At 43.4% G+C, this 13043-nt stretch carries 13 protein-coding genes; 4 read left to right on the top strand and 9 right to left on the bottom strand.

All coding sequences use genetic code 11. The features are described 5' to 3' along the window. Positions 1-313 precede the first annotated feature (313 nt). Positions 314-523, top strand: a complete 210-nt coding sequence (locus F0232_RS01675) for a hypothetical protein (RefSeq protein WP_008216316.1) — start codon at positions 314-316, stop codon at positions 521-523. A 315-nt stretch (positions 524-838) separates the two neighbouring features. Here the strand turns inward: F0232_RS01675 and F0232_RS01670 are convergent, their stop codons facing one another. Next, entirely contained in the window at positions 839-1432 is a 594-nt protein-coding gene (locus F0232_RS01670; RefSeq protein ID WP_061032323.1) for a hypothetical protein, read from the bottom strand. A 643-nt stretch (positions 1433-2075) separates the two neighbouring features. On the opposite strand from F0232_RS01670, the gene F0232_RS01665 reads away from it, so the two are divergent. Beyond that, on the top strand, positions 2076-2615 hold the full coding sequence (locus F0232_RS01665; RefSeq protein ID WP_008216319.1) for a DUF3332 domain-containing protein: 540 nt from the start codon (positions 2076-2078) through the stop codon (positions 2613-2615). Between the two features lie 70 nt (positions 2616-2685). Here F0232_RS01665 and F0232_RS01660 read toward each other — a convergent pair whose 3' ends face one another. From F0232_RS01660 to F0232_RS01645, 4 genes are read right to left on the bottom strand one after another with little or no spacing between them, the layout of a single operon-like run. Further along, positions 2686-3345, bottom strand: coding sequence for a potassium channel family protein (locus F0232_RS01660; protein WP_061032322.1), 660 nt, complete (start codon positions 3343-3345; stop codon positions 2686-2688). Beyond that, positions 3346-4446: an AI-2E family transporter gene (locus tag F0232_RS01655; protein ID WP_061032321.1), complete on the bottom strand. Its 1101-nt coding sequence runs from the start codon at positions 4444-4446 to the stop codon at positions 3346-3348. It lies immediately after the preceding gene. A 24-nt stretch (positions 4447-4470) separates the two neighbouring features. After that, positions 4471-5490 carry a DUF2955 domain-containing protein gene (locus F0232_RS01650; RefSeq protein ID WP_061032320.1) on the bottom strand — a complete coding sequence of 340 codons (1020 nt, stop codon included), beginning with the start codon at positions 5488-5490 and terminating at the stop codon, positions 4471-4473. Beyond that, positions 5480-6601 carry an HlyD family secretion protein gene (locus F0232_RS01645; RefSeq protein WP_061032319.1) on the bottom strand — a complete coding sequence of 374 codons (1122 nt, stop codon included), beginning with the start codon at positions 6599-6601 and terminating at the stop codon, positions 5480-5482. The genes F0232_RS01650 and F0232_RS01645 overlap by 11 nt, the downstream gene beginning before the upstream one ends. A 158-nt stretch (positions 6602-6759) precedes the next feature. On the opposite strand from F0232_RS01645, the gene F0232_RS01640 reads away from it, so the two are divergent. After that, on the top strand, positions 6760-7755 hold the full coding sequence (locus tag F0232_RS01640; protein ID WP_105058336.1) for an AraC family transcriptional regulator: 996 nt from the start codon (positions 6760-6762) through the stop codon (positions 7753-7755). An 82-nt stretch (positions 7756-7837) separates the two neighbouring features. Here F0232_RS01640 and F0232_RS01635 read toward each other — a convergent pair whose 3' ends face one another. Together F0232_RS01635 and F0232_RS01630 are read right to left on the bottom strand one after the other, a co-directional pair. Further along, positions 7838-8899, bottom strand: a complete 1062-nt coding sequence (locus F0232_RS01635; protein WP_061032317.1) for a sensor domain-containing diguanylate cyclase — start codon at positions 8897-8899, stop codon at positions 7838-7840. Between the two features lie 118 nt (positions 8900-9017). Continuing rightward, on the bottom strand, positions 9018-10022 hold the full coding sequence (locus tag F0232_RS01630; RefSeq protein WP_105058337.1) for a Solitary outer membrane autotransporter beta-barrel domain: 1005 nt from the start codon (positions 10020-10022) through the stop codon (positions 9018-9020). Positions 10023-10401: 379 nt separating this feature from the next. Here F0232_RS01630 and F0232_RS01625 point away from each other — a divergent pair, with 379 nt between their 5' ends. Next, positions 10402-10869 (top strand): hypothetical protein, encoded by a 468-nt coding sequence (locus F0232_RS01625; protein WP_105058339.1) that lies wholly within the window; start codon positions 10402-10404, stop codon positions 10867-10869. A 97-nt stretch (positions 10870-10966) separates the two neighbouring features. Here the strand turns inward: F0232_RS01625 and F0232_RS01620 are convergent, their stop codons facing one another. Next, a complete protein-coding gene (locus tag F0232_RS01620) occupies positions 10967-12166 on the bottom strand; it encodes a carbohydrate porin (protein WP_105058340.1) in 1200 nt (399 codons plus the stop codon). A gap of 165 nt (positions 12167-12331) precedes the next feature. Then, positions 12332-12997, bottom strand: coding sequence for a DUF3299 domain-containing protein (locus F0232_RS01615; RefSeq protein ID WP_061032314.1), 666 nt, complete (start codon positions 12995-12997; stop codon positions 12332-12334). Between the last annotated feature and the right edge of the window lie 46 nt (positions 12998-13043).

Here is a 13043-nt window from a genome sequence, read left to right as displayed (position 1 = left end):
CTTCACCTGGCTCTAATCTATAGAGCTGTTAATGCTAAAGTAAGTCCAAGTTCCACAAAGACAGTTCTCGATACCTCGTTACACCATCTCTGCGTCAGCTTTCACCTAGATAGTCATTCAATAGCTTTTTAATTCGATCCTAATTCTCGATCTATCGTCGTTCGCTTTCTTATATGCGAATCCAGATTAGATCGTTCACTTAAATACAAATGTAATAAACACAAGGCAAAGTTATGTCACGAAGAACAACACGACAAATCCATTGGTACCAACTATCACGCGATAAATCAGTCAATAAACTAAAAGGTAGTAAATGCTCAAGATCAAAATAGACTTACACAAAGAACAACTTTCATGGGTCGCCGAGATTCGACAGCTCAATAGCGATATACTCCACCGCCACATATTGCCCAAGCTACAACACAACAGTTATCTCATCGACTTTGAATTTAACGAAAGAGACAGCATCGGAACTATCGTTTCGCGCAACGGAAACACCCTAGGACATTTCACACTCCTATAGCTTTTCCCCTCAGGCAATAGAAAGAAACACAGTTAGTCCCACAGATGTCACCCTCAATTCGCTCTAGCAGAACAAAATAGAGTAGAACTGGAACAAAATAGAAACCTAGCCCTTTTGCATTTCACTCGCGGCTTACGCTAGCTAGGTTATCGTGTTTTCATTGGATAGACGCTTGTATTGAAAGCGTAGAATTTGAAAGCGTAGAATTTGAAAGCGTTACGTTAAATGGACGCTTCTGATGAAACCAACTTCTATTTCAACTCGCTCTTCTTGAAATCAATTAATACCGAACCTTGAATCATCAATGACACATTATCATTGAGTTAACGGCATAGACCTTAGCTTTTGATCAAGACTATATAGATGTTCTGCAGCTTGCATGTGTTGAGGGTAATCACTGAACTTTTCGCGATTTTCTTCAGTCATCTTACATGTTTCATCTACCAGCATTAACTTCCAGTAAAGCTTCGTAGTGTGCAGCATAGCCAATAAAGGTTTGAATACCTCTTTCTCATAGGCCTGAATCAACTCCTCAATCAACTCATCACGCTCATCTTCACTTGCGATAGAAGTCTTGGTCGCTTCCAATACCTTTTGATATTTAGGGTTTAACTTGAGCTTTTCTATCACGCTTTGATTGTCTTCAGCTAACTCAACCAGATTTAAGCGAATGATATTCACCCAATTAGCTTGGCTAATCACACCCTCATCAACATTTGAAAAATCTTCACGAATTTGGCGTTCAATATCTTTCTGGGCGTTTTTTAAAACAGTACGCACCTTTTGAAAAGGCAACTGAAACTCCTTACTTAGCTCGATAATCAGTTTATGAAAACCACCGTTTGGAAGGTGTAAGTTTTCCTTAAACATCGCCATTGCAGCTTCTTGCTGTTCTGTAAGGTGGGTCATTCTCTTTCCTTTTCTTTCAAACTCATGGTGCTATCTCTCGATCATACCATTATTGGCAGCGATTTTTCGGTTACTTCACAGGGTTAACCGAGTTGTGCGCTTAAATTCCCTTGCCCCTCGTTAACTTGGTTTATTTTTAAGCTAAATGGCATTAAATGGTAAGTTTGCTCTGGCGAATATTTGTACATTACGCACTTAGGGGAGACAGCCAGACAGGAGCGTCGTTACTTACCTAGCATAACAACAGCGAGAAATGAGAGAAAAACCATGACCTATTCAGATTACAAAGAATCCGATTTACACAAGTGCGTAAACATTGCTTGCGAAGCAACGGTCTCAATTGCCAAGTTTGTCTTTAAAGCTACCACCCTTTTATTACGATTTTTCCGCTGGCTTATAGTGAAGACTTACAACTATGTCATGAAGTAACGATAGTTATTATCTCAATGCTTCCTTTCCAAACATCAAGCGCGCCCTTTTAGGTCGCGCTTTTTTTATGTCTAGATTTTTAGCTCATTTTTATATGTCTAGTTTATAAGCACTTTTATCATCGATGGCGTTAAATGGTAAAACTGTTCTTCGAATAAAAACCATACTACACCTGTTCCAACGAAACAGACTTCTAACTTATACAGGTACTAAAATGAAAAAGATTGCACTTAAAATTGTAGGACTAACGGTTTTGGCTTCTGCGCTAACTGGTTGTATCGGCAGTAACGCCGTAACAGGGAAAGTGATGAAATTTAACGTTGAAGTTGTCGATAACCGCTATGCTCGTGCAGGTGTGAACTTCCTATTAGCGCCTGTGTACGGTATTACGACAGCAGCCGATTATGTGGTATTCAACTCTCTTGAATTCTGGACAGGCAAAAACCCTATCAGTGGCGCACCACACGTATTTGACACCAAAACAGACACTCACTTCAAGGTTAACGATGACCTGGACCCAAGCCTCAAAGAAGCGCCTGTAGGTCCAATCTCAAACAACCGCACGATTGAAACTGGTGAGATGATTAAGATCGATGAAAATACTATCCAAATGGACATCGTTTACAACAGTGGTGAGACCGCAACACTTACTGGTATCAAAGAGGGTCAAAACGTGACTTACTACATGGACGGCCAGCTAGTATCGCAAACCACTATTGCTGAATTAGAGAAAATACAAGCGACTGCATCATAAGGTTTGATCTCTGAGAAGCAGTAAAAAGCCCGGCATTGCTAAGCAATTACCGGGCTTTTTTATACACGCTCTAATCTGATTGGGACTGGGCCAGCCGAATACTGACTAAACTTGCCACCATAATAGCTAGGTAAAAACTACCAATTATCGATTCCATAAACACAAAAAATTGAGCGATCGGTAAAGCGGGTGAAATGTCTCCATACCCTACCGTTGTCAAAGTGATAAAGCTGAAATACATCGCATTAAACAAGTTCGTTAGCCAAATTTGTTCTTCTAAACCATTAAATGCGTTAGGGAAGATCTCTAAAATTAACAGATAGATAGTCGACCACGCGAAGCCCAACAGCAAATAAATACAAATGGAACCTATGATGTGATTGGGGGTGACGGTTTTCGCTTGTATTACCTGCTTTAAAGCCGAGTAAATATGTGAAAACAGAAATACCGCTAGCGCCGATAATGTCACTATCGACAAGTTGTAACCTTCTAAGAAGGAAAACACACCCGACACCGACGCTGTAATCAACAACAACCCATACCAGGAGCGATACAAAGAACGCTCTTTATGAATGCCGACAATCGAAACCGCTAAGGTAATGATGATCAAAAATAGAATCGTTTTTTGGCCTTGCGGATAAAACTGCTGCATCACCGCGCAACCAAAAAACAACACCAACAGTGCATAAAATAAGAAGTAGAAGTTGTCGTCTTTCGAGACTGCCTTCATCTATTTCTCCTCGGTCTCTGCTTGCTTTGCCTCAGCTTCTTCTTGGTTTTTATCTTCAAGCCCAAGCCACGCCATCATCAACTCGTAGGTCAAACTCAGAATCACGGCACCAACAAACAAACCGACGATTCCTGACATCGCCATTCCGCCAAGTGCACCCAATAAAATAACCAGCATTGGAATATGAGAACCGCGGCTCAGTAGTACAGGTTTCAAGATAGCGTCACTACCACTCACCAGAATACACCACACCAAGAACAAGCTAGCAGCCAACGTTGATTCAACGCTGAACATGTAGATAATTGCAGGTAACAGAGCCAGAATCGGTGGAAGTTGAATAATTGCAATTAACAATACCGCCAGCGCCCATAACGCGGCAGCAGGTACGCCCGCAATGACTAGACCAATTGCTGACATAATAGACTGAATGACAGCAACACCTATCACACCTTGAACTACGCTGCGTACCGTTGTCTTAGACAGTTGCACCAGTTCAACACCTTTGCCATCCGTTAAGCGAGCCACTAAGTGCGTTACACCCGTTTGACATTTGTCGGCATTACTCATAAATGCGCCAGCGATAATGGTCGAGATAATGAATTGAATAAAGCCACCGCCAAGAGAACCTAATATCGAAGCCGCTTTAGTAGCAAATACCTTAAGTTCTTCCGCATACTTAATAAACACCCCCTCAATATTTGAAGAGGCATGAACCAAGGCGGCATACACTTTTTCACCGATGAATGGGATCTCTTGTATGGACTCTTTTGGTTTCGGCAGAGACAAGGTTCCGTCCTGAAGCCCTGTCATTAAGTCGGATGCACTGGTGTAGATGCCTGATGAAAGAGCGACTAAAGGAATCAACAGCAACAACACACCAATAAAGCTCAATAATGCGCTGGCTTTACCTTTCGACATTCCGGTTTTATTTGAAATCGCCACCGCTACTGGATAAAGCGCAGTCGCAATAATCGCACCCCACACTACCAATAGAATGAATGGGCGTAGAATTGAAAAACACCAATAGACTAGCATCGCAATGGCAGCAATCTTTATTGCGGCATCAATCGCCTGTTTAGAAAAATCATCGGTTAACTTCATGGGACGTCCTTGTTAGGGCAAAAATTAAGTCTGGTTTTGTAAAAACTTCCAATTCCTAGTTTCAAGGAAGAGCGAAGCCAAAATCATATAAATTCCAATCAACACTAATTGGAATATGCGTATAAATGTGTTGCTGTCGATATCGCCTGAGCTCATCAATGTGCTCCCGACCAGCACTAATAAAGTACTGAATGCAGTCGCGAAAATCGGCGCTTTTTCTGGAACGGTATATATCTTGGTCGCCATAAGAATGGCGATCAAACCAATAAACAAAGAATAGAAGACAATATTAGGAACAATAGAAAGAATTGAGAAAGCCGCAATCGCTAACAAGCCCCCAATACCATTACTGATCACCAGAAACGCACTCAACTTTATCGATTTCTCTGACGTAATCATTAACGATAACAATGCAATAAACATCATTGTCAGTAACGCTTCAGAGATTTGAAAAATAAAGAAAAAACACACAACAGGGTAAGAGATAATCATCGCCCTAAAGGCCGCATACCAACGCTGCTTCTTATCAAGTGGCGCTGCCGCAAAACCGGAAAACTCTGACTTAGGTTCAGGGAAAAACACATGTACCAAAGCAAAGATCATGACTGAAACCACACCCGAGGTTGCCAAGCCTGATGCCAGTAGCACAGAAACACCTGGGTTATCAATCGCCATGAATGGAAGCATCAATACAGCAATTAATAAGACGGTAGCGAACAGATTCCATTTAGGGTCAACAAACAAGTAATAGCCCCACAGCATCATCAAACCCACCAATATCAACAGAGGGATGGGATAATGCGTAATACCGCGAGACAACAACAAACCTAACGCCATAGTGGTAACCACCGCCAACAAAAGCTCGTAAACGGTTTCTTTATGCAAATTAGGTTTGTCGATTAAAAACTTAGCGGTGAATACCGGTGCGACGAACGCAAGTGGCCAGTTGATCCATGCCGCCAAAAAGACAGCCAACGTGACCCCGACGGTATACCGCAGGATCCGTTGCTGTGTTTGTTGGTCGAGTACGGGCTTATCGGACATAAGACAATACGCTTATAATTCGAATCCAAACTTTACCTATTGCGTTGAAAACAAAGTTATCACCGCTATAGACAATGACATCGGCCTGACCACCGACACGCAACATACCTTGCATCGCATCACGTTCAAACTCGATAGTAATTGGCAACATTTGAGTTTGACGCAACCAGCCTGTTTGTTGGCTCGCTTGAGCAAGCTTACCTGCCTGATCGTTTTGCCCCCAATCGACCCCCCAATCGATACTGCTCACACGGCCCTTAACAATTTTGCCTGGAGCAAAATCCAGAGCCACTTCCACTTCATCACCAACCGTGACATTACCTAAGCTATTTTCTCGATAGTAAGCTTCGATCCAGATGTCTTCCGTCGACACAAACGTCATGATCGCCTGACCTGCGGAAGCATAGAAACCTTCGGATAGGCTGAAGTTAGACACACCGCCTTGCGTTGGCGCTTTGATAACAGTACGTTCAAGGTTCAACTGAGCTTGTTCAAGCGCCAATAATGCTGCTTTCACTTGGCTGTTTTCTTCACCCTGTTTACCCATTTGTTGCTTAGCACGTTCCAAATCCGCTTCAGCATTGGTCACGTTAGCTCGTGCTGTTGCCAAAGCCGCTCGAGCTTCGTCTGCATCCGATTTGGAAACCACACCTTTGTCTGCCATCTCCAAGATACGCTTGGCCTGCAGCTGAGTATTTTGTTTCTCAACCAAAGCAGAAGTGAGCTTAGCCTGTGCAGAAGCAATACTTGCGGTTTGAGCACCGACATTTTGCCCTGCAATTTCAAGATTCTGCTCTGCTTGCTGTACCGCAATTCGATAATCTGAGTCATCGAGAACGGCTAACGTGTCACCTTGATTAACCAGTTGATTGGGCTGAACCAAAATGTCCAACACTTTGCCTGACACCTCAGGCTTAACAGGAACAATGTAACCTTTAACACGAGCATTATCGGTAATTGGAATAATTCGATCGGCAATGATGCTGAACAACAGTGTGAATGCGACGAAAGCGAGCAGATAATTGGTTACCTTTCTCACTTTATCTTTGCCCTGTTCCGGCTGAGCGCTTTCTTCTTTTACATCCTGCTTGTTCCCTTCGACTTCTGACATGGGACTCCCTTCTCAATAACTAAAATCAACAAAATTAATACCTTAAAAATAAACCTGACCATGGAAAACTCAAGTAATTAGGGTTAGATTTACTAAACAAAGTGTCGTAAATGATATGCACGTCCAATTATGTATCAATACACAAGGATTGATTGATCATGGCCAATAGCCCCTATCAAGTACCAGTAATACAAACCAGTTACGCCAAGATCTTAGTGCAAATATTCACGGACCATGGGCTAGATCTACACAAGCTACTCGAAGACTCAGGGCTGCCGCCGGACCTGATAGAGTCAGAAAGTGACTTTGTGCCATCAGAGTCGATCAAGCGATTGATTTATCTAACGTCGTCACAATTGGGGGTATCCCGCTTTACGGATGTACTTGGTCTTGCTTTCAGACGAAGAATCATCCCATATGTCTTGCATCAATTTACCGAGTTCGAAACCATTGGCGACGCACTAAAACACATCAACACAATCTTCGCTTATGACTCTCCAGGCAGCAGTGTCGATTTCGTTGTCGAACACGGGCAGAGCTGGTTTTGCCGAACATCGCGAGACGAGCCTTCATCTATGTTCCAATGGGGCGAAGTGTTTGCCATCACCTACATCATTGAGCTGATCACGATTTTATCTCAATCGCCTTGGCAACCTACCAAGTTACGTTTGCAAGGGCATGACACCGATATCGTCAAAACCTTGGTTCCGAGCAATTGCCAGTTGTTTATTGACCACAGTTCAACCGCCGTGATGATCCCAGATGAGATTCTACAACTGCCAATTCGCCTCACAGCTAAAGACTTAAGTAATAAGCCTGCTATCGTTGAATGGCACACCAGCTTTACCGACAGCGTTTATGAACTGCTCCAACCCTATATGAAAGAGCAAGACCTCTCGCTTGAAGAGGCGGCGGAGCTGCTTAATTTCTCAGTGAGAACCTTTCAACGTAAGCTTAAAAACGAAAACACGACCTATCGAAAAATTAAAGAGAACCTGATGTTTTCCGTAGCCTGTGAGCTGATGGAAGAGGGCCACACCCTGACCTACATCTCTAGCCAATTGGGTTACACCAACATTTCGCATTTCTCACGTGCTTTTAAGCGCGTTTCAGGACTGACGCCAAAAATTTATCAACGCTCAATCTCTGGCTAGAAACCTTCCTACCAGAATCTCTTCCCAGCCTGAAGATAGTTGCTCCAGAAAGGGAAGAGAATGGTGGTAACACTATATCCAGCTACCCTAAAACGATAGGTGTCGGGTAGCCTGAGCTAGAACTACATACTCGGTTTCGGCCATTACCTTTGGCACGGTAAAGCGCCCTATCTGCACTGCGATAAGTCGCTTCAGCTTGAGCCTGTATTTCAGACACCCCACTGCTCACAGTTAGGCTCAAGGTCGTTCCTTTGGTAATCACTTCTTTCAATCGATACATGGCTTCAAACGCATCGGCCAGGTTGGTCTCTGGCATTAGGATGGCAAACTCTTCACCACCCACTCGTGCCACAATGTCAGTCTCACGGCTGTTGTTTCTCAGTAGTTCTGCAACCTCTTTAAGTGCCGCGTCACCTTGGTCATGACCATGATTATCATTAATGGCTTTAAAATGATCTAAATCGATCAATGCCAAACAAGAATGTGTATAGCCGTAACGCTCCGCGAGATTTGCATAGTGGTTCAAATCTCTATCGAAACGGCGTCGGTTCCAACAACCAGTTAGTGAATCGGTTTCCACCAGCACTCTTAAACGACGCTCTAAAACCTTTCGTTTGCTGATATCGGTAAACGTGACCACGTACTTTTCGTTATGTGGTAATAGTTCCGAGAGTTTTTCAACCACCACGTTAACCGTGAAATGCTCGCCAAGGCGGCTAACACCGCTCAACTCCCCTTTCCACCTTTGGTTTTGTTTAAGGGAAGTAGCGATGGTCGATACCAGACCGCTGTTATTCATAAAACAGAGATCAGAAATGGGGCGAGCTTCGACCTGGTCAAACGCATAACCAGAGACTCGAGAAAACTGCTGATTAACCTGAATTATTCTCAATTGACTATCGAGGACAATAAAGCCAGCCACGCCATCAATGATCGCCTCAGACAGACTGTTCTGGCTTTGATTAACTTCGTGTCGATACAAGCGGGCTGTGCTCAATGTGCATAAGAGAAATAGCGCGCACACGGAAAAAACCATGGCTGCAGTGGAAGCGATGCTCAGCAACCACAAGCTAACTAACGTATTTAAGACAAGCACAGAGACAACGTAAAACGGTGCTCTGCGATCAAAACTTAACTTGTTCATAGTGTGCTCGGGTGATGGATAGAGCGCTATGATGACTAAGTTTTACCAACAAGATTTACCATTTTACGACACATACAAATTCAAATTAGATGCTGAGCCGCGCACTCTACGACTTATGCTAGTTATTGAGCAAAAATAGCAAACTACCCCCACTCAATGAACTGCCGTAGTTAAAGTTGATCCCAACACCAAAGTTATCAAAGAAGTAAGAGTCGTAAGGCACATCAAAGACTAACCCTGCGCCAAATTCATAGTAATAGTGCGTATCAAGCGGGTCTGTTAGATCCCCTGCTACATCGATTCTTCGAAAGTTGTAATGAATTTGAGGGTTCTTTAAAGACCAAGCATCTAATTCCACATTCTGTCTGAATTCAATCTCATTGATAAACCTCAAACCTTCAGGGTTGCCGATATCGCCATCATTGGCTTCGCCCCATCCCGTTCCATAGAAATAACGCGCTCTTGATGAAACATTCCAACTTCCCCACTCTTGTTTCTGTAGGTATTTGAGTTTGACCGACGGCTCGCCAATCAATGCCCATGCAGAAGTATTCAACGCGTATCCATCGAGCTGAGATTGAAAGGCTTGAGAGTAGCTATTTTTATATTCGTATTTATTGCGGTAGTAGAGTAAATGAGTGCCCAAACCATACGCGATAGACCAATGTTGATTTAAATGGCTTTGAGCGCCGAAAAAGCCATACAGACCCAATACTGAGTCTTTATTGGGGTTAACTCTGCGGTCCGATGTAACATCAGGTGAAATCTCAATATCTTGCTCAGAGAGCGCATAAGACCCTCGTACCGACCAAATCAAATCTAAGTCAGGATCATCGGTTTTAACCACGGAAGAATAAGGAATAGAACCAACGCTAACTTGGCTCCGGGTGTCGATAGTTTTATCAGAACCAAAGCCATTGTCGTTTAGATTGATGAACGAGTTCGGGTCAAAATCGACAAAACCAATTGAAACGGCATCGCTGTCAGTAAGCGCAATAGAAACGGCGAAGATCTTCTCTAGCCGATGTTGAATCGCTTCGTTGGATGCATAGGCGGAACAAGAAATAAGGCCCGTTAAGAGTAAAGCAATAGAAGGGGGATATAGCGACTGGGGTGAAAGCATTAAGTTGACTCCATTCAAACTTATGCTTCAAGTGTAATTGGTAATTTCGCTATTTCAATCAGATAGTTAATTGTGTGCTTGATACCCCTCTCAGTTCTAATTGTAAGAGTGTTGCCAAATCTATTGATCCCCAAAGCTCTTCTACGTCTTGGATTCTAAAGTGAATAATCATATCTACCTCTGTGTAAATCGTAGGCTCATGTCGAGAACTCTCCGAGAACTCATCCGAGAACTCATATTGAATCATTCCCACTCGGGATACTTACCATAATGCGCCACGCACACTTTAAGAGCTGTTTCGCATCCTGAGCAGTAAGCGTTTGAATATTCTGTATTTATCTCCTAAGTTTTTTATAACCCTTTACTCAGGAAGAAGTAGATGAGCAATATTGAAAAAGTATATGGATTTAATACGCCCCAACGACTCTTTGTCGGATACACCCTTGCGGTACTCGTCGATTTAACCGTTCTTAATTTTTTTGATGAATACTGGGACTTCGTCAATATCGAGTCATTCACCATCTCGTTTGCTGCCGCGATTTTGCTACAGCTGTTGCTCAAACTGTCTATTGGGTTAGAGCATAAACTGGCAGATTACTTTAAGTCGAAACCGGGCACTGCGCCTAAGATCTACAGAGGCTTGTCTAGCTATGTCATTCTGGTCGGTTCAAAGTTCGTGATGCTAGAAGCGATCAACATCCTATTTGGTGACAGAGTCGATTTCAGTGGCCCTTGGAATGGCGTGGTCGCCTTCTTTGCTGTGGTATTTACGATTCTGATTGCCGAAGTGATTGTTTCTAAGATCTACTTTGCATTGGACGATACGCAGAAGACTGAAAAAGCCTAAGGACTCGATTACATAAGGTTTAATCGAACTAGAAACAAAAAAGTGAGCCACCATGGGCTCACTTTTTAGTTCTAAACAAGATAATTAAGTAGCGGAATTAGATAAACACTCTCGCTCTAATACCAAACACCCACGCGCTGCTTTCATTGGAGAACGCTGGATCTTTAATGTACTGAATGTCAGGTGTTACTTGGAAGTGATCACCAAACTGCATGTTGTAGTAAACCTCAGCGGTCCATTGTTCTGTGCTGCCGCTTATTGCTTTGGCATCAGCTGCAAAAGAATCACCATTCACTTCTGCCCAGTTCAGTGCCACACCTAAGTTGTTGGTTGGCTTTCCTAATCCAAAGTAACCCATACCAACAGAAATCGATTTATCGTAAAGGGCTACATCCCCTTCTGATAACCCACCGCGAACAAACGGCATCACTTGGTCACTCGTGAACTGACTCCACGAGAAATTAACGCCTGAGCCACCTTCCGCAGATAAACTATTACTATGACGCGTATCGTCACCGAAGTCCCAGAAGGTCACATGAAAGTTATCGGTATAGATCTGCTCTTGCGAAGCTGTCCAACCTAATTCCAGCGTGGTAAAGTAAGAAGCATCGCTACCAAAGGCTGTGTCAAAGCCATCAAAAATCTCATCAGACTTACCATTAGCGTCAGCAATACCACCGACAACATAGAAGTTCTCACCCAGCATATGACCAGCAGAGAGCGCTAATACACCATCATCCGGTAGACCCATTGCGCCAGAGCCTGTCGAGAATGCTAAGTTCGTAAAACCAGACCAAGGGCTTGCGAGAGCGTAGACATCGGCATAGTTCGTCACATCTTGCCAACCGACAACGATAGTGCCTTTACCGTCATTTATTTTTTGCTTCCAGTTCAAGTCTGTCACTCGAAAACCTTGGTCGCTGTATGCTGGACCAATCGCCCCGACGTAACCAAGAGGTCCAAATGAATAGTCTTTTGGCGCAGTATCGCCATAAGCATGCCTATGCTCGACCTTCCACACCAAGCTACCTGAGTTCTGTGTATCTTTGCCTAGCAGGTGCCATGAACCATAGAGTCGAGCGACACCTGATGAGGCATTAACGCTATCACCACCAGCACCATCCCCAGAGGTTAACCCTAAAGCAAAGTAATCGGCACCAAAGGTAAAACCATCCTCGGCTAATGACTCTCGCCAAGATTTCTTTTGTGCTTTCTGCTCTGCAATTGTATTTTCAACAGAGTCAGGGCCCTCAAAGTTGGCGCCATAAACAACGCCGCTCATTGGGCTAGCCGCCATCACAATTGCCATACTTACTTTAGATAATCTTGAATTCATCATGTCACCAGTGCTTTTTAAGTTAGTTTTATTTTAGTTATTACTCACATTGAAAATTGTCATTTGATGACACTGGGTGATTTAAATACTTCCAACATGAGATTGGAGCGCACTAGGTGCGTTAGCTTAAGGTTGATACTGTTCTATACCGTCCGCTTTCATTGCATATACCGACTGTACGTTGGCTGCGCCGTCAGAGTAATTCACATTTTCTTTCGATTGATGCCCAGTTAACTCACCTTCAACCCAAACCGGCGTCATTAAGCTCACTAATTCAATGCCTTGAGGGTAATCTATCAGCACCAATTGATTCGCTGGAGGTGGCGGCGTGTGGATACAAGCTCCGGCAGAAGGCACTAAGAAGAACTTAGTAACTTTAGTTCCGTCCATTTCAATCGGAGTGATATAGCCAGGGATTCGATGCTTACTACCTACAACCTCATTATTTGGTTTAGAACCTAACGCTTCTCGCTGCTTCATAATCTGCTCACGAGCAACAAACAACGCTTCAACATCCACGTCCTGCTTTTTAAGCCTTTCTGTTACTTCCACTATTTCCTGTTTTGCTTCGTCACTTGCGACAAAACCGTCTTCAGTTTGCGCGTCTTTAAAGCGAGCAATGGTCGCCATATCAAACATCTGATTCCGATCAAGCTTTTGAAATGGGTCTTCTATCAACTCCATGCTTGGAACTAGCTCGTCCCAGTATGTAACCTTCACTTCGTTAGCTAGTGCTGGAAACGACAAACAACAAAATACAAACAGCGAAAAAATTGGCTTCAAAATAACCATGAAACTTTACCTCACAAAAACATCGTTAAGCTAAGTTTGGTAGAGG

The sequence above is a fragment of the Vibrio sp. T3Y01 genome (assembly GCF_013114525.1).
Classification (GTDB): Bacteria; Pseudomonadota; Gammaproteobacteria; order Enterobacterales; family Vibrionaceae; genus Vibrio; species Vibrio chagasii_B.
This window is presented reverse-complemented; position numbering and strand designations above follow the sequence as displayed.